The sequence below is a fragment of the Pirellulales bacterium genome (genome assembly GCA_035499655.1).
In the GTDB taxonomy this organism is placed as follows: domain Bacteria; phylum Planctomycetota; class Planctomycetia; order Pirellulales; family JADZDJ01; genus DATJYL01.
On sequence record DATJYL010000138.1, the window covers coordinates 16,921 to 35,196 of the forward strand.

At 57.5% G+C, this 18,276-nt stretch carries 13 protein-coding genes; 6 read left to right on the forward strand and 7 right to left on the reverse strand.

Translation table 11 applies throughout. The features are described 5' to 3' along the window. Positions 1-7: 7 nt before the first annotated feature. Positions 8-1,171 (reverse strand): DUF1559 domain-containing protein, encoded by a 1,164-nt coding sequence (locus VMJ32_09585; protein HTQ39269.1) that lies wholly within the window; start codon positions 1,169-1,171, stop codon positions 8-10. A gap of 24 nt (positions 1,172-1,195) precedes the next feature. Continuing rightward, entirely contained in the window at positions 1,196-2,353 is a 1,158-nt protein-coding gene (locus VMJ32_09590) for a DUF1559 domain-containing protein (GenBank protein HTQ39270.1), read from the reverse strand. 321 nt (positions 2,354-2,674) lie between these two features. Between VMJ32_09590 and VMJ32_09595 the strand changes: the two genes are divergently transcribed. Beyond that, positions 2,675-2,824, forward strand: a complete 150-nt coding sequence (locus tag VMJ32_09595; GenBank protein ID HTQ39271.1) for a hypothetical protein — start codon at positions 2,675-2,677, stop codon at positions 2,822-2,824. Positions 2,825-2,905: 81 nt separating this feature from the next. Here VMJ32_09595 and VMJ32_09600 read toward each other — a convergent pair whose 3' ends face one another. Next, on the reverse strand, positions 2,906-5,506 hold the full coding sequence (locus tag VMJ32_09600) for a sodium-translocating pyrophosphatase (GenBank protein ID HTQ39272.1): 2,601 nt from the start codon (positions 5,504-5,506) through the stop codon (positions 2,906-2,908). A 373-nt stretch (positions 5,507-5,879) separates the two neighbouring features. On the opposite strand from VMJ32_09600, the gene VMJ32_09605 reads away from it, so the two are divergent. Together VMJ32_09605 and VMJ32_09610 are read left to right on the forward strand one after the other, a co-directional pair. After that, positions 5,880-9,548 carry a mechanosensitive ion channel domain-containing protein gene (locus VMJ32_09605; protein ID HTQ39273.1) on the forward strand — a complete coding sequence of 1,223 codons (3,669 nt, stop codon included), beginning with the start codon at positions 5,880-5,882 and terminating at the stop codon, positions 9,546-9,548. A gap of 88 nt (positions 9,549-9,636) precedes the next feature. Continuing rightward, positions 9,637-9,855: a hypothetical protein gene (locus tag VMJ32_09610; GenBank protein HTQ39274.1), complete on the forward strand. Its 219-nt coding sequence runs from the start codon at positions 9,637-9,639 to the stop codon at positions 9,853-9,855. Positions 9,856-10,138: 283 nt separating this feature from the next. Here the strand turns inward: VMJ32_09610 and VMJ32_09615 are convergent, their stop codons facing one another. After that, positions 10,139-11,926: a Ppx/GppA phosphatase family protein gene (locus tag VMJ32_09615; GenBank protein HTQ39275.1), complete on the reverse strand. Its 1,788-nt coding sequence runs from the start codon at positions 11,924-11,926 to the stop codon at positions 10,139-10,141. 158 nt (positions 11,927-12,084) lie between these two features. Between VMJ32_09615 and VMJ32_09620 the strand changes: the two genes are divergently transcribed. The 3 genes from VMJ32_09620 (at position 12,085) to VMJ32_09630 (ending at position 15,097) form a co-directional block, all read left to right on the forward strand. Beyond that, entirely contained in the window at positions 12,085-13,026 is a 942-nt protein-coding gene (locus VMJ32_09620; GenBank protein HTQ39276.1) for a bifunctional riboflavin kinase/FAD synthetase, read from the forward strand. A gap of 34 nt (positions 13,027-13,060) precedes the next feature. Then, the gene (locus VMJ32_09625; GenBank protein HTQ39277.1) at positions 13,061-14,044 is read left to right on the forward strand and encodes a DHH family phosphoesterase; all 984 of its coding nucleotides are present in this window, start codon (positions 13,061-13,063) and stop codon (positions 14,042-14,044) included. 237 nt (positions 14,045-14,281) lie between these two features. Next, positions 14,282-15,097, forward strand: coding sequence for a hypothetical protein (locus tag VMJ32_09630; GenBank protein ID HTQ39278.1), 816 nt, complete (start codon positions 14,282-14,284; stop codon positions 15,095-15,097). Between the two features lie 96 nt (positions 15,098-15,193). On the opposite strand, the gene VMJ32_09635 is transcribed toward VMJ32_09630, so the two are convergent. The 3 genes from VMJ32_09635 to VMJ32_09645 form a co-directional block, all read right to left on the reverse strand. Beyond that, the gene (locus VMJ32_09635; GenBank protein HTQ39279.1) at positions 15,194-15,727 is read right to left on the reverse strand and encodes a transposase; all 534 of its coding nucleotides are present in this window, start codon (positions 15,725-15,727) and stop codon (positions 15,194-15,196) included. A 79-nt stretch (positions 15,728-15,806) separates the two neighbouring features. Then, positions 15,807-16,628 (reverse strand): sugar phosphate isomerase/epimerase family protein, encoded by an 822-nt coding sequence (locus tag VMJ32_09640; protein HTQ39280.1) that lies wholly within the window; start codon positions 16,626-16,628, stop codon positions 15,807-15,809. A gap of 136 nt (positions 16,629-16,764) precedes the next feature. Continuing rightward, positions 16,765-18,216 carry a glycine--tRNA ligase gene (locus VMJ32_09645; protein HTQ39281.1) on the reverse strand — a complete coding sequence of 484 codons (1,452 nt, stop codon included), beginning with the start codon at positions 18,214-18,216 and terminating at the stop codon, positions 16,765-16,767. Positions 18,217-18,276 lie beyond the last annotated feature (60 nt).

Below are 18,276 nucleotides of genomic sequence, written 5' to 3' on the forward strand. Positions count from 1 at the left end.
ATGATCGTCAGGGAAGTTCCCAACTTTCGGCTCCAGCAATGGTGGCAAAGGAGGCCAGGATTTTCATATCCGTAGTGATGGTCAAGGCCCGCGTCGCACCATCGCACAGGACAAAATTAATAGCGCCGCCGCCACCGTGGACGCCAGCGAAGGAATATTTGCATGGCGATCCCGATGTCCCGTGGACGGCGAAGCACTGATTATAGTCGGGGTCCAGAGAGTCTTGCATGGCCGAGGCATTGCAAGTGTTCATATTGGTTTTGCAGGCGACGGGCAAGGAAATATTGCCTAAGTCATTGCCGTACAGACTATCTGCCCAAAAAGCGGCGCGGCTGACCGGCGGATTGCCGCTTGGCTGGGTGACTGTCGTGTACTCACCGATCAGCAGCGACTTGGATGTTCCGTCGGTAATATCATGGATTTTAACGGGAGCGTGTGACAGAAGTGCAATTGGACAGTTAGAGACGGGCATGATTTGCGGTAGAGCACCTTTGTCTTGAGTTCGCAGGTCTCCTGCCAGAGATTGGTAGGTACTCCAATAGGCAACGTCGGAAGGCGCATCTCCCCAGGCGCGACCAGCGACACCTTTATACGAACTGGTCGCATAGGTACGTTGAGGTGCGTCGATATAAACTTCAGGGTAGGAAAGTTGCGGCGGATTGGGATCGCTGGGACAGCTCATGGATGGGAGCAATGTTTGCTCGGCCATAGCGTTCGAAGCGTCGTCATTCGTCTTGTCGAAATGATACAAGCTCCACGTCTGCTTTTCCTCGATATAGGGAAGAATGTCCAAGGCCCAATTATCAAATAGGCCGCCAGCTCTGTTACAGGCATTACTTGCGCTGGAGTTATTAACATGTCCTGGGGGCAGCGTTTTTTTGGTGCTTTCGTACGTCAAACAACCCAGGCCAAGTTGCTTCAGATTGTTCATGCACTGCGTGCGGCGGGCCGCTTCACGGGCGGCTTGCACGGCGGGCAAGAGCAGGGCGATTAGAATGCCGATAATGGCGATCACCACTAGCAACTCCACCAGCGTGAAGGCGAGGCGCGGCCGGCGGTGAGCGGCGGGCGGCAAGCAGCGGGTAAAGGTTGAGGGGTAAGCAGCGAAAGGCGAGGAGCCCCAGCGGAAATCACCGGTCGACGTGCAATTTTGGCGCGACAAGTCTGCCATGTGTTTTAAGCGGCCGGATGATCGTCAGGGGAGTTCCCAACTTTCGGCTCCACTGATGGTGGCAAAGGAAGCGAGAATTCGCAGATCCATCGTGATGGTAAAAGCGCGGGTGGAACCATCGCACAAGACGAAATTAATGGCCCCCCCGCCGCTATGGACGCCGGCAAAGGATCGCTTGCAAGCTGATCCGCCAGTACTAAGCACGGCAATGCATTTGTCGTAGTCCGGGTCGAGCGCGATCAACATGCTAGTGCTGGCAATAGCACTGGTACAGGTGGCAGAGTTCATATTGCCCTTGCAGGCATACGGTAATGCAATGTTGCCCACGTCATTGCCATAAATGCTACTCGCCCAGAATGCCGAGCGACTTGTCGGCGGCGGCCCGCCAGTGGGTTGGGTGACGGTAGTGTATTCGCCAACCAACAATGATTTGGAGGCGCCGTCTGTGATGTTTTTCAGCTTTACCGGCGCGCTTGAGAAGGCCGCCATCGGACAATTAGAAATTGGCATGATCTGGGGAAGCGGACCCTTATCTGCCAGACTTAACTCACCAGCGCCTGCCTGATAGGTATCCCAATAGGCGCCATCGGAAGGAGCATTGCCCCAAGCACGGCCGCCTACGCCTTTGTACGAGCTGCTGGCATACACGCGTTGAGGAGTGTCAATGTAGATATCGGGGTAGGCGAGTTGCGGCGGGTTCGGGTCGCTGGGGCAAGCCATTGACGGGAGCAATGTTTGCTCGGCCAAAGCATTCGAAGCGTCGTCATTCGTCTTGTCGAAATGATACAAGCTCCACGTCTGCTTTTCCTCGATATAGGGAAGAATGTCCAAGGCCCAGTTTTCATAGAGCCCACCGCCTCTGTTGCATTGGTTATTCGCGCCTGAATTCTGAATGTGCCCTGGCGGAAGCGTTTTTTTGGCGCTTTCATAACTCAAACACCCCAGGCCGAGTTGCTTGAGATTGTTCATGCACTGCGTGCGGCGGGCAGCTTCACGGGCGGCCTGCACGGCGGGCAAGAGCAGGGCGATTAGAATGCCGATAATGGCGATCACCACCAGCAACTCCACCAGCGTGAAGGCCCAGCGCGGCCGGTGGCTGGCGGCAGGCAGCAGGCGGTGGGCAGGAGCCCAGGGGCGCAGGGCTTCTTGTTGATCGTTCCTAGCGCGCAGTGAACCGAACATGATCTACCTCCGGTAAGCTCTTCCCCTGAAACAACCCCCGCTTGCATGGACTAGAAAAGGTCCGCCGGCTCAAGCAGCGCAGACCAGGCGCTTCGGCAGAAAGCGATTTCGCATCTACCGGCTTGAACACAATCCCCCCTGCGCATACCCCACAACAAGGCGGCAGAAGAGTTTTCGACAAAACCCCCAAACTGATGAGGCAATTGTAAACCAAACTGCCGTAAAATTGCAAGCAAAAAGCTTACCTTTTCTTCGGCAAAATGGTCCGCGAGTTGCACTTTTTTACGGCAGGGCTTGACGGGGACACAGGAGTCCAAAGCGATGATTCGCAAACTTAGCACTGGGAAATATCGGCTATATTCGCGTAAGCAGAATCCGAAAACCGGCCGGCGTCGCAACCTGGGGACGTTTACCAGCCTGGCTGCGGCCCATAAACACGAACGGGCGGTGCAGTATTTTAAAAGCCGTTAGCAATTAGTCCGGGCAAGCGCAATGGGCGACTAGCTGCTTCCTGCTGGCCAATTGCTAATTGCTAACTGCTAATCGCTCTGATTAACTGCTGGCCATTTCAGGCGTATCTCGCTTCGATTGCCAGACGGCCCAGACCAGCGCTACCGCGCTGACCACGATGGCGACCCAAAAGAACGTGTCGAGCGGCTTTTCCTGAACCGTGACGCTGAACTTGGACAGTAAGTCGATGGCCTTTTTGTCGTAGGGCAAAATCAGGCCGATGATGAGCAGGCTGACCATGTTCATGACTTTAATGAGCGGGTTGATGGCCGGCCCAGCGGTGTCTTTCAGCGGATCGCCCACGGTATCACCGGTGATGGCGGCCTTATGCTTTTCGCTGCCTTTGCCGGTGTTCTTCTCCAGATCGCGGGGTTCGTCTTCGATGGTTTTCTTAGCGTTATCCCAGGCGCCGCCGGCGTTGGCCATGAATACGGCCAGCAATTGACCGGAGACAATAATGCCCGCCAGGAAGCCCGCTAAACCGATAGTGCCCAACGTGAAGCCGACAATAATCGGCACGAAGAGCGCGAGCATTCCCGGACCGATGAGTTCTTTTTGCGCCTCGCCGGTGCAGATGTCTACGACGCGGCCGTAGTTGGGTTTCTTCTTTCCTTCCCAGATTTCTTTATCACGGAACTGGATGCGGCACTCTTTGACAATTAAAAAGGCCGCACGGCCGACGGCGCGAATGGTCATCGAGCTGAATAAGAACGGCACGGCCCCACCAATTAAAAGACCGATGAACAGCGTGGGGTTGGAAACCGTGAGCATGGCGGCCACACCGTTATAAGCTTCCTGGGAAATGGCTTCGTTCTCGCCTTTGCCGCCCGATCCAATCGTGACGATAAAGCTGCTAAACAACGACACTGCGGCAATCACGGCCGAACCGATAGCGATGCCCTTGGTAATGGCCTTGGTGGTGTTGCCCACGGCGTCCAGATCGGCCAGCGTTTGCCGGGCTTCCTTATAGCGCGCTTCGCCCATGGCGGCTTTGTCATAGCCCATTTCGCCGATGCCGTTGGCGTTGTCGGCCACCGGGCCGAAGACGTCCATGGAAATGGTGTTGCCAGTGAGCGTGAGCATGCCGATGCCGCACATCGCCACGCCGAAGGCGACGAACGTGGGCGTGGTGCCCGCGTAAACGAACACGCTGGCCATGATCGCGGCGGCAATAATCAGCACCGCGGCCACCGTGCTTTCGTATCCGACGGCGAAGCCTTGGATGATGTTCGTGGCGTGGCCGGTTTGGCAGGCTTTGGCCAGGCTTTTCACCGGTGAATATTCCGTGCCGGTGTAATACTCGGTGCACTTATTCAACAAGACGGCGAGGATGATGCCGATCAGGCAGGTCCAGGCGGGCCGCATGTCGAGCCCATTGATACCGAATGTGGCCCACACCGGTAAGCCAGCCGTCACGTTGTCGGCCGTCGCGCCGGGGAATCCTGGAACCGCCTGCGTGTACGTTTGCAAATACTCAGGAGAGAAATGCAAATAGCCAAGTCCCAAAACCATGAAGCCGAGGATGCTGAGCGCCGAGCCGATGATGAAGCCTTTATTGACGCTTTTCATGGCTTCGCCGGCGGTGCCCTTGTCGCCGGCCTTCACGCTGTAGGTGCTGATGATGCTGGCGATGACGCCGATGGCCCGGACCAACAACGGGAAAATTACGCCTTTATGTCCGAAGCTGGCGATCCCCAAAATCATGGCGGCCACGATGGTGACTTCGTAACTTTCGAAAATATCGGCGGCCATACCGGCGCAATCGCCGACGTTGTCGCCCACGTTGTCGGCGATGGTGGCGGCGTTTCGCGGATCGTCTTCCGGAATGCCGGCTTCGAGCTTACCGACCAGGTCGGCCCCCACGTCAGCGGCTTTCGTATAAATGCCGCCGCCGACTCGCATGAATAATGCCAACAGCGTGCCGCCGAATCCGAAGCCCAGCAGCGCCTCGTAAGCGTGCTCGCCGTAGGCCAGAAAGATAATCGAACCGCCCAGCAGGCCGAGGCCATCGGTCAACATGCCGGTGATGGTGCCGGTGCGGTAACCCAGTTGCAAAGCGCTGCCAAAGCTATTTTGCGCGGCAGCCGCAACGCGCAAGTTGCCTACCGTAGCTAACCGCATTCCGACGAAACCGACAGTGGCGGAGAATGTTGACCCGACCAAAAACGCAATGGCCCGACCCCACGATATTTCCGCTGGTGCGCCGGTCGATTTGGCGCCGAAATACAGCGCCACGGTAATGACGACGATCAATAAACCGACCACGCGAAACTGGCGGAACAAATAGGCGTCGGCCCCTTCGCGCACCGCATGGGCAATTTCCTGCATGCGCGGTGTGCCTTGATCGGCATTTTTCACCTGGCCGACCAACATGAAGGCGTAACCCAAACCGGCCAAAGCCACGGCGACGTTTAGCAACAGCAGAAACTTTTCAATGCCGCTGTATTTGCTGCTGGTTAGGGGTTCCCACAACTGAATGCCCCCGGCGGTTTCGGCCGGCGCGCCGCCCACGGTATCCGGCGCTGGAGGTCCCCCTCCAGGCTGGGCGTGTGCGGAACCACCGCTCGCCAACCACATGGCGGCAGATAGCAAACCTACGGCGAACAATACCAACACCGGTAGCGGGAGCGGCTTTCGATTCATCGTGAACAACCCCGAAATTTAAAGAGTTTAGTCAATTTGTCGCTTTGTGAATCCGCACACGTTAAAACACGCCAACGGGTTACGTCAAGACGGTCTGACCACGATCCGAGCCACCGTGTGCGGTGTGCGGCGTCGTGCAACGAAATATAGAACATTTGGCGTTGTTTTGAGCGTCAAAATGGCATTTTCCTGGGCTGATTTTTTCACGTTAGGAGCCCTCGCGGGGGATATTGGGCGGAGCGAACCGACATCGACGCCTTCCGGCAAAACCGCTACCTTTCGCCCCCTGGGATTTAGCCGACTGACAAGACGTGGCCCGACTCGGCAGCGCGTCGCAATAATCTGAGGACAGGATCAGCGGAGAACCGATGTCATGTATGCGATTTCGCTCACTGCATCCAATAACGGATTCAGAAATCATCCGAAGCGATTTGGGCACGGGCTGATTTACGCGGTGGTTTTATTAGCCGTGTGCCACAGAGCGGCAATGGCTGCGCATCGGAGCGGGACGGCATCTTCTGATTCCGGCAATGCTCAACGCCCGGCTGCAGGTAATGCAGTTGCTAACGCCACAAGACCAAACCCGCCTGCGGGCGACAATGCGGGAACCGGCGCGAATTCAGCCGATGCAAAACCTGCGAGCGGGAAATCTGGCGATGCCAACTTAGCCGATGCTAAGTCCGGCGATCCCAAATCAACCGGCGGCAGCATTTCCGTTGATACAATTGCCGCGCGAATCAAAGACCTGGAAGCCGCGACCGACGCGGACCAACCCGATCGTGCTACATTACTGGAACTGTACCGGCAGGCATTGGATGATTTGACGCAGGTCGACAAGCAAAGCTCTCGCACGACGGAATTGGAAAAACAGCGGCTTGCCGCGCCCTATCAATTGGAAATTTGCAAGCGCGAAATCGCCGCCAAGCCGACTGAACAAGCCAGCGCTGCGACACCCTTGCCGGCCGGAGCCGCCACGGATCGGTGGGAGGAGATGCTTGGCACGGCCGAGCAAACGTTGGAAGCTGCTCATAAGACCAGCGATAAGCTAGAGCAGGAGGAGCAGCAGCGGGCCGCACGGCGATTGGAAATTCCGCAAGCCATCGCGGCTGCGCGCGTTAAACTTGACGAGTTGGGACAATCCAACTCTGCCACCGCAAGCGACGATTCCGCGGCAACCGGCGATTCAAAGGCTGTCATGCAAGCGCGGCATATCGCCCGGCACGCTCGGCGACTGTCGCTGGAATCGGAAATCGCACTTTCGGAAAAAGAACTTCAAACCTACGATGCCACGGCGACTGAACTGCTTAGCCTACAGCGCGAAGCAGCTTCTCGTTCGGTCGAGGAACTGGAAAAACGTGTGGCGTCCTGGCGTGATGCGGTGAATTCTCGCCGCGAAGCGGAGGCCAATCAGCAGGCGTCCGAAGCGCATTGGGCAGCGGCCACGGCCGTGCCTGCGATTCGTAAATTGGCGGATGAAAACAGTGGATTGACCGACAGGCGGCAGCAACTGACTAAAGCGATTGAACAAGTGGCCAGCCAGCGAGAAGCGGTTGTCGCGCAGCTGGAGAAGGTCAACGATCAATTCAAGCAAGCCAACGACAAAGTTGGGGTCACGGGTTTGACCGAAGCGATTGGTCAAATGCTGTTGAAGCAGCGCAGCGAGTTGGCGCTGGTCGAAGCCGATCGCCGCGCCGTGCGCCAGCGGCAAGAGGAAATTACTCGCGTGCAACTAGAGTTGTTTGAATTTCAGGAGGAGTTGGACGATTTAAGCAATCTCGATTCCCGCGTGCGAGAGTTGTGCAACAGCCTGTCGAAAGACAGCGCGGCCAAGCCGGAAGATTTGCGTCGATTGATGGAAACCAAGCGAAAGTACCTGCAGGCGTTGATCGACGACGACAACTCGTACTTCAGCGCCCTGGTCGACGTGGATACCAAGCAGCGCGAGCTGTTGACCAAAGCCGACGGTTTTCGCGATTACATTGACCAGCGAGTGCTGTGGATTCGGAGCACGCATCCCCTGTCGCCGGCCGACGGCGGCAAAATCCTTGGTGCGGCCGGCTGGTTGGCGGGACCGGGGAATTGGTGGTCCGCGGCCGAGGAATTGATCGATGGGGCACGGAGCAATATTGCCTGGAGCTTGTTGGCGATTGCGCTGTTAGTGCCGTGGGTGATGGCTCAGCGCCGGCTGCGAACGGCCATTTGCAATTGGTCACACGCCGCGGCGACGGACAATCATTCGACAGGGCATCCGGCGCTGCGCCGCGCCTGCCAAACGGCGGCGGCGACACTGCTGATTGCCGCGGTCTGGCCGGCAATGGCTTGGTTTGTGGGCTGGCTACTTGTCGGAGGAACTGCGGCGCACGGCGAATTTCCAGAAGCCTTGGGAACGGCGCTGCAAATCAGCGCTGTCGTTGTGTTGCCGATCTTGCTGGTCAGGCAAATTTGCCGGCATGACGGATTGGCGCAAGCACACTTCGGTTGGCCCGGCCACTTGTTGCTTGCTCTGCGTCGACAGTTAACGTGGTTCGCCATGGCCGGTACACCGGCGATTTTAATCGTGGCGATGTTCCAAGCGCAATCCAACGACGGCTGGAAAGATTCGCTGGGACGGCTGGTGTTTATCGCCGGACAGTTGGTGGTGGCCGGATTTGTGTATATATCGTTAAAGCCACCGCTGGGATCGCTCCACCGGTTGATGGCATTGAGATCGGACACTTGGACCCACCGACTGTCGTTGCCGACTTTTTTGGTTTTGCTGACGCTCCCGCTAACTTTGGCGGTTTTGGCAACCGTGGGTTATTACTACACGGCGTTGCGTTTAGCGTGTCGTCTGCAATCGACGGTTTGGTTGGTCCTGGGATTAGTCGTTGTGCATGCTTTAGCTTCCATTTGGCTGACTGGCCTATATCGTCGGTTGGCGATGAAAGCAGCGGCCCGCACGATCCATTCGGCAAATTCGACCAGACGAGTCATTGGTCCCGCCGTGGGCGGCGCCGGAGTTGTTTCGACGTCTGCGCACGGATTTGCTGCCTTGGCCTCTCCCGCGTCGATCATCGATCAGGAAAAAGTCGACGCCCAAACACTCCGGCTGCTTCACAATTTGGCGACTCTGGCATTGGCCGTGGGCTTGTGTTTGGTGTGGTTCGATATGTTCCCGGCGCTGCAATTTTTCAATCAGGTGACGCTGTGGCCTGATGTGGGCGTCGATGCCAATCATCCCGTCCCCATCACATTGGCTAATTTGCTCGAAGCGGCTGTTGTGGCGGCGCTGACCGTTGTGGCGGCCAGCAATTTGCCGAGCCTTTTGGAGATTACCGTGCTGGATCGCTTAGGGCTCGACCATGGCGTGCGTTACGCCCTGGTGGCGGTGACGCGGTATTTGACCGTTGTGATCGGGATTGCTTTTGCCGGCGCCGCCATCGGCATCGGCTGGGGCAAGCTGCAATGGCTGATTGCGGCGATGTCGTTCGGGCTGGGCTTCGGGCTGCAGGAGATTTTCGCGAATTTCGTTTCCGGCTTGATTGTGCTGGTGGAGCGGCCGGTCCGCATCGGCGATACCGTGACGGTGGGCGATGTCACCGGCGTTGTGTCGCGCATTCGGATGCGGGCCACGACCATTGTCGATGCCGATCGCAAGGAATTGATCCTGCCCAATAAAGACTTGGTCAGCGGCCGACTGGTGAATTGGACGTTAACGGACTCCGTCATTCGGCTGGTGGTGCGCGTGGGCATTGCCTATGGTTCCGATACCGAGCAAGCGCAGCGGCTGCTGTTGGAAGTAGCCGCCAAAACCCCGGAAGTGCTGAAAACCCCGCCGCCGAAAGCCGTATTCATGGGGTTCGGCGAGAAGTCGCTGGACTTTGAGCTACGAGTGTTCGTCGGCAACGTGGATGCACTGTTGCCCGTGCGGCATCAAATGAACATGGCGATCGACCATTCGTTTCACGCCGCGGGATTGGAAATTGCCTTTGCCCAGGCCGACACGTTTGTGCGCCATGCGGAGGAATCGCAAGCGGGGATTGAACAACCGAAAGCAGCATAAGCGTGCTGTGGATTGGGGTTCACCCTGGCAGTGCGTTTTCGTTTCCAAACTGTGCGCCGACGGGCTATAATGGCTGGGAGGTTTAGCGATGACAACATTACTTCAAGAAGCAATCGACGCCATGGCAAAGCTGCCTCCTGACGATCAGGATGCGCTTGCCGCATTGATTCTCCAAGAGATTGCCGACGAACAACGCTGGCAAGAAAGTTTCTCTCGCTCCCCGGATGCACTGGCAAAATTGGCGGAAGAGGCCAGGAAAGAAATTCGCTCTGGCCGTGTGCGAGATGTGGGCTTCGATGAGCTATGAAGTCCCGAGTTACGGAAGGATTCGTCGCTCTCTTCTCAAAGCTGCCGGATGCAGTAAAAGAACAAGCGCGAAAAAGCTAGCAAATTTGGCGGCAGAACCCGGCCCATCCTGGTTTGCACTTCAAACGAATCCACGGTCAGCAGCAACTATATTCCGTGCGAGTTGGGTTGGGAGGGCGTGCAATCGGGCTGCTGGAAGGCGATGCGATCACGTGGCATTGGATCGGCTCGCACGCTGAATACGATAAGCTTCTCAAGCGACTCTGATGCCAAGCGCGAATGATTTAGCGTTCCAGCTCGCGCGATTTGCGAGCAGATTTTGGCGAGCGGCCGTTGGTTTGCTTTGTGCCATTCGAAGCGCCATTAGCGCCGTTGCTGTGAGCCGCACCGTTGGAAGTTTTTCCGGTTTGGGAAGGCAAGTCCAGGGGTTGCAACCCCTGGACTTGAAAGTGGTCGGATTTCAAATCGGCCAATGAAGAATCATTCGATTTTTGCTCGCCAGCCCACTCCACGCCGAGCTTCGTTCCGAATACCCGCTTAAATAATTTGGTGCGCCGGCGGGCGCCCCACAAATCGACTTCCGGATTGAATTCGGAGTGCACCAGGAGTTCCAATTTTTTCTCGGCGTGCTTGTCAGTCCGCCCTAGCGTTACGTCTTTCACTTGTTGGCTATGGCTGCGATCTAATCCGCCGGCTAGACGCAGGATCGCGGCCAATTGTTCCACGCGGCGCTGATCTTCGGAGGGAAGCTGACGGAAATTGGCGTGCTTTTGCTTGGGACGCGCGCCGCGGTGATACCGGGCAATGTTGGCGATTAGCTCCAACTCTCGCGGGCGGAAACCGGCCAGCCGGCTGTTCAAAATCAAATGATAACTGTGCTTGTGATGTTGATCGTAATTGATCAAGTAGCCCACGTCCTGCAAGCGGGCAGCCGCTTCCAACAGCGGGCGATCGTCCGGGTTTAGGCGGAATTGCTCGGCGATTTGTTCAAAAATCCGGCCGGCCAAGCGCGCCACCTGGCGGCCATGCGCCAATTCGTACTCACCGGTGCAAGCGGCAGCGAAGCGATTAATGGCAGCTTCTCGATCCGCCGGATTTGCGCTGGGAGCGCCCAGAGTGTTGTCGATCATCGTCAGCAACAAACCGTCGCGCACCCCGCGGCTGTGAACTTGCAGCAAGTTGACTTTGAAGTGCCGCATCAACCGATCGACCACCGCAATGCCCGCCACGATGATGTCGGCCCGATCGGGCGCCAACCCCGGGACTTGCCGCCGGGTTTTTAACGGCATTTTGCGGAGGCGATCGAGCATGTGGCTGACTTCAGCCCGCGAGAGCAAATAGCCACGCGTCGGCAAACCGACCTGCTTGCGCGAGGCCATCATCATTTCGGCCATGCTGGTGAAGGTGCCGCCGGAGCCAATCAGGAGGTGAGGGGGAAAGAATTCGCGCTGGGCCTGCTTCTTCAGGGTACGGTCGATGGCATCGATCATCCGCTGGTAATCTTCGCCGGCCATGCCCGGCCCGTTGCCGTAAATTTCGGTGAGCCGCACCGCCCCCAACGAGGTGCTGACGATCGATTCAATGACATTGCCGCTGGCCAGCACAATCTCGGTGCTGCCGCCGCCAATGTCGGCCACGACCACATTTTTGCCGCTGAGGTCAAAAGCCCGCTGAACGCTGTAAAACGCCAGGTGAGCTTCCAGATCGGAGCTGATGACTTCCACGTCGATGCCCACTTCGTCTTTCACGCGGCGGCAATACTCAGGCCCGTTCACAGCCTCGCGCACGGCACACGTGGCAATGGTCCTCAGCTCCGCCACTTGATAACCGGCGGCAATTTGTTTGAACCGCCGCAAGGCTGCCAGGGTAAGCTCCACGGCCTGTGCATCGAGTGTGCCCGTGGAACTGAGGGTGCGGCCCAACCGGGTGGGCTCGCGCTCTTCGTCCAAAATTCGGTAATTGCCGCCGCGCAGCGGTTCCGCCACCATGAGCCGCACGCTGTTGGAGCCGATGTCGATCGCCGCCAGCCGGTGAGCTAATTCGGTCGACAGGAAAATTTGCTTATCGTCCATGTGTGGCTGATTTGCAGTGAGAGAAGGTAGTTACCACCCCACTATATTCTAGGATAACAAAAAGGCCGTGGTTCGACGACGCGAGTTGAACCCAGAGGCAAAACCGCCGATAATTTTTGATTCGTGATCCGTATTTCCAAATTAATTATATTCCTCGCATGAAGCTGTTGCGTGATCTTGCCGATTTGCCCGCTGCAGTCCGAGGCGGGGCCGTGGCCATTGGCAATTTTGACGGTGTGCACCGGGGGCATGCGCGAATCGTGGAGCGGCTTTTAATTCAGGCCCGGCAGTGTGGTGGCCCCGCGGTGGTGTTCACGTTCGATCCGCATCCTGTGCGCTTGTTGCGCCCGCAGCACGCACCGCCACCGCTCACTTGGACCGACCGCAAAGCGGAGCTGCTGGCCGAGCTGGGGGTCGACACTACCATCGCCTATCCCACCGACGACGCACTTTTACAACTTTCGCCCGAACAGTTTTTTAAAAAAATCGTAGGCAATACGCTCCAGGCCCGCGCCATGGTCGAGGGGACGAACTTTTTTTTCGGCCACCATCGGGCAGGCAATATCGAAGTGCTGCGGCAATTATGCGCGGCACAGGGCACTGCGCTGGAAGTGGTGGAACCCTTGATGCTTGCTGGGGCGCCGGTTTCGAGTTCTCGCGTGCGGCAGTGCATTGCCGCTGGACAGATTGACCAAGCCAATCAAATGTTGACGCACCCGTATCGGATTCGTGGAATGGTTCGACATGGTGCGGCGCGCGGGGCAAAAATCGGTTTCCCCACGGCGAATGTGGATGCCGTCGATACGCTGCTGCCGGGCGTAGGCGTGTATGCCGGCCGGTGCACAGCCGAAGGCGCGACATGGCCGGCGGCCATCAACGTGGGTTCCAATCCGACGTTCGGCGAGCAAACCTTGAAGGTGGAAGTGCATTTGATCGGCTTTCACGATTCGCTTTATAGCCAGCCGCTGGAGGTTGACTTCCTGGCACGTCTCCGCGACATTGTGCAATTTGCCGATGTCGATGCCTTGAAGACCCAACTGGCCCGGGACGTGGCTGCGGCCGAAAAAGCATTCCAACAATTCGCCCATGAGCAGCCCTGATAGGAATCAGCCGCACCCATACCGAGTGAACCGCATGAGCATTAACTGGCCAAGATTTGTGGAAGTCATCAAGGCCCATCAGCGATTTTTACTGGTCAGCCACATTCGGCCCGATTGCGACGCACTGGGGAGCGAACTGGGCATGGCTGGCATTCTCGATGCGCTGGGCAAACAGGTTCGGATTGTCAACGGCCAAGCCACTCCGCCAAACTATCGCTTCATCGATCCGCATCGCCGCATTCAAACCATTAACGTGGAAGTGCGGCAGGCAGATTTGGAAGATGTTCAGCTTTTGATGATATTGGACACCAGCGCTTGGGCGCAACTGGGCCCCATGGCCGATGTGGTGCGGGCGACCAAGGCGAAAAAAATCGTGCTCGATCATCACGTTAGCGCGGATGACCTGGGCGCCGAGGAGTTTAAAAACGTGGAGGCGGAAGCAACGGGGCGGCTGGTGTTGGAGGCGGCCCAGCATTTAGGGGTGCGGCTCACGCCGGAAATTGCCACGCCGCTGTTTGCGGCCATCGCCACCGATACCGGCTGGTTCCGCTTTGGTTCCACACGCGGCGATACATTCCGCGCGGGCGGCGCGCTGATTGATGCCGGGGCCAAGCCCAGCGGCATTTACAACTCGCTGTACGAACAGGAAAGTTTGGCGCGGCTGAATTTGACCGGCCGTATTTTGGCGTGTGCCAAAACGGAAATCGAAGGGCGGTTCATTCACACCGCCGTGCGGCAGGACGATTTTAAAGCCACGGGGGCGATTCCATCGGATACGGAAGACATCATTAACATGACTTTGAACGTGGGCGGCACGCAGATGGCAGTGATTCTGGTGGAACAACCCAACGGCGACGCCAAAGTCAGTTTCCGCAGTCGTTGCGCAGTCGATTGCAGCAAGCTGGCCGAGCAATTCGGCGGCGGCGGACACAAAGCGGCCGCCGGAGCATTTGTGAAAGGGCCGTTTGAACAAGCGCAGACGAAAGTGCTCGACGCCGTACGGGCTGCCTTGAAATAGCAGCATGGAATCAAGGCTGGCATCTTTAGCTAGCATGCTTGCCCAAATGGCGGCAGTCCGCCATTTCTTTCTTGGTATTGCTTCCATCACGGGAAAGTCGCCGGAACCCTTACAGTCTGCTATAGCCCCTGTCGATGGCTACAGATGTGTGGCTATTTTCCCTACGCGCGGAAATGTATTGCTGCCCGGAGGGGGGCCGGGTCTGTGTTTCGTCAATCCTCAGGATCCTCGCCGGTTATGTGGTGCCAGAATTGCCAACAAGATGTGCCTGCCATTGCCGCCGGTGATACGGCCCGTTGTGCCCAATGCGGCCGTTTCCTGAAGCGCAACGTGTATCCCTCTTCTCCCGAATCCGCCGCTGTAGAAATGCCCAACTGGGAAATTCGGCGGAACGCATCTTCAAACGTTGCTGCAGCAATCCCCGCCGCAATGACCGTTCAACTACACCGTGCCCTGCCGGCTTTCGAACAAGACGATTGGCTGTTGGACGAACAATTGCGAAGCTTGAAAAAACGCTTAGGTTTGTCTCTGAAGCCGGAAGCGGCACATTCTCATTCTGTGCATTCAGCAGCTCCCATTGTGCTTCGGCCGGCAACGCTTTCGAGTACCCACGTGCCAAGTTCTGCCGGCAACCACGCCGGCAAATCTCGTCGTCGAGGTTCGCTTTTGGCATGGTGCCTGATGTCGCTGGGACTAATGGCCTTGGCCGGCGGCGGCGCCATGTTGGCGTGGTCGTTCGTGGGTCGCCGCGGCGACCTGTGGGGCATTGGGATGTCGCTGACGCTGGCGGGCCAATTCGGGCTGGTGTTGGGATTGGTGTTGCGGCTAAATCTTTTGTGGCACGCCAACCGCCGCACGGCGGAAACGCTGGAAAACGTCGATCGGCAACTGCACGAAATCAATCACGCCGCCGCACTGCTGCGCACTCCACAAGCGACGCCCGGGCAATCGTTTTATGCCCACTCGGCAGAAGACGCCGCCCCGTATCCGCTGCTCTCCAATTTGAAGGGGCGGCTCGATCTATTTGCCGACAAACTGTCACAGTTGCGATGATGTAAATCTTGCCGCGTTGATAGCCGGCGATAGCGGGATGTCATCCGATGTAAAGCCGCCGATGTTATCGGCGGTGCGCTACCATCGATTCCCCATTCAATCGCCGCCGTAAAGAAACGGATACGGCCGGCTCACTTCTCCCCGCCGTTCATTGTGTCGTTCGATGTAGCGAATGGTGTTCCGCCAATGTGATTCATCGAACATGTAGCTGCACCAATAGTTCTTACAGAACACTGGCCCTTCGTGCTTGGTTTGGGCATGCACTTCTTTGGTCATCTGCTGGGCGAGCCACTTTGCCGTTCTCTCGATATCCATCCCCGAATATGTCAGCAGCAGATGAAGATGGGTTGACTCGATCGAGGCAGCGACAATTTTCCAAGGCGATGACGCTGCGCAGGCGGAAATTGCTTTTTCGACCGCCGCGATCATTGCTGTGTCCAATCGCACGGGCGGCTGCTTCATTCGTTCCCGCGCCATGCGCTCGCGCACTGGATCACCGCCGTGAAGCATATGCGGTTCGATGAATCCGATCTGTTCATCCCATGCTTCCGACCAATGGCCTCTGGAATCACCCGGCAGCCACAGACCGTAGCCGGATTTCACGTAATGGTAACCTAGGGTTCTGCCCATGAAGGCAGATTAAATTGATTGGTCGAGGCGGTGTCAATTGGCGGTTCCCGCCGATGCCATCGGCGGCTTTACAACGCGCTTAACTCATGCTGGCCAATCCCAGCACTTTGCGAATGGCGGTCACGGCCACCTCGCCGAATTGCCGCGCGGGGATTTGCCAGATGGCCGGGTTCATCAGCTCGACCGAAACACAGCCACGGTAGTCGATTTCATGTAGCCGCTCCACAATGGTGAAGAGCGGAAAATCGCCATCGCCGGGAAGAATGCGGTCGCCGTCGGCGGCAAATTCGCGCGCCTGCCACACCAAATCGCACAATTGCACGTGGAATAGTTTGTCGGCGGTGAGATACGCCAAATCGGACTCTTTGCTCGGGCCTGTGAAAAAATGAAACGCATCAAGGCAGAGGCCCAGGTGCGGGCTGGCAATGGTTTCGACGAGCGCGGCGGCAGATTGCAAATTGTTGGGATACGTGGCTTTCGCCTGAAATTCCAGCGCGAGCCGCAGGCCGTGCTCGCCGGCTTTGGCGGCCGCCTGAGTTAGCGACGCTTGCAGGCGGCCGAAAGCTTGTTCGTCGAGCGGGCCGAGCACGTCGCCGGCGATAATTACTGTGCCAATTCCCAGAGTGCGGCACAGTTCCAGGCGGCGCTCGAAGTGATTCCAGTGTTCTCGCCGGGCATCGCCTTGCGAAATGAGCAGTCCGCCTTGGAAACTGGCCACCGGTGCGGACACGTTATTATTTTCCAGCAACCGCCGTGCATCGTCGACACGGTGCGATTGCAGATAAGTTTCCAGCTTCGTGAGCCAGATTTCGATCGCTCCGCAATGGCCGGCGGCGTAATCTTCGACGTCTTTTTCAAACGGCGAAGGTAGCGAACAGACTTGGCTGAGCGCAGGAAGCATGCCGATTAATCACCACGGAGCCACGGAGGGTACGGAGCAGCAGAATGACCAATTCCCAAGCACCAATGACCAATGAAGACAATCAGGGATCAACATGCATTGGTCATTGGTCCCGGCGCGCCGGGATGGTCATTGGTCATTTTTCGATGCGTTTGCGGATTTCGTCAACGATGTCGTCGGCCTTAATGCGCGATTGCTGGAGCGAATCGCGGTCGCGGAGGGTGACGGTTTTATCTTGCAGCGATTGGCCGTCGACGGTGATGCAAAACGGCGTGCCGGCTTCGTCCTGGCGGCGGTAGCGGCGGCCGATGGCCCCTTTCTCGTCGTAATAAACGTTCATTTGCTGCTTGAGCGCCCGATAGATTTCCTGGGCCATTTCCGGCATGCCGTCTTTTTTCACCAGCGGGAAGACGGCGGCTTTCAGCGGGGCGATGCGGGGATGAAATTTGAGCACCACGCGGGTTTGCATTTCGCCCTTTTCGTCGGGCGCTTGATCTTCGTGATACGCTTCGCACAAGAAGGCCAACGTGGCGCGATCGGCGCCAGCGGCGGGTTCGATGACGTGGGGAGTGTAGCGCTCCTTCTTCATGTCGTCGAAGTAGGTTAAATCTTTGCCGCTGCCACGGTGGCGTGGCTTGCCGTCGGGGCCTTTTTCCAGTTCCAGCGGGCGCGTTTTGGGATCGAGCTTGCCTTCCATGTGGCTGCGCAAATCGAAATCGCCGCGGTGGGCAATGCCTTCCAGTTCGCCGTATTCGCCGGGGCCGAGAAACGGAAACGCATATTCGATGTCCGACGTGCCGCAGGAATAGTGACTGAGTTCGTCCTGGCCATGCTCGCGGAGTTGCAGGCGATTGCTGGACAAGCCGAGGTTGGTGTACCACTTCATGCGGCGGTCGCGCCAGTAGGTGTACCACTGCTGCGATTGGCTGGGATGGCAGAAAAACTCCATCTCCATTTGCTCGAATTCGCGGCTGCGGAAGGTGAAGTTGCGGGGCGTGATTTCGTTGCGAAAGCTTTTGCCCATTTGGGCAATGCCAAACGGCACTTTCACGCGGCTGCTGTCGACCACATTTTTGAAGTTGACGAACATGCCTTGAGCGGTCTCGGGCCGCAAATAAGCGGCGTCTTCCTCACCGCCGAGCGCGCCGATGATGGTTTTGAACATCAGATTGAAATCGCGCGGCGGGGTGAGTTGGCACTTTTCAAACTCGCCGGGATGTTTGCTTGGTTTCAGCGGACACTGGCTGGTCGGAATATGATCGACTCGGAACCGGCCTTTGCAGCCTTCCGTGCGGCAATCGACCATTTTGTCGACGAACAAATCGAAATGGCCGGAGCATTTCCACACCTGCGGATGCATGATGATGGAGCAATCGAGGCCAACCATTTCGAACGCTTCTGGAGCGCCGGGGGGAGCGGCGATATCGTCGTGGCCGGTGACCATGTCGCGCCACCAGGCTTCCTTGACGTTGCGTTTGAGCTCGACGCCGAGCGGGCCGTAATCCCAAAAGCCGTTGAGGCCGCCGTAGATTTCGCTACTTTGAAAAATAAAGCCCCGCCGTTTACACAGCGAGACCAGTTTGTCCATATCCATTGGAGAGGCCGGGGTTCAGAGTTCAGAAACCACGCCGTTTGCGGCTTAGCACGT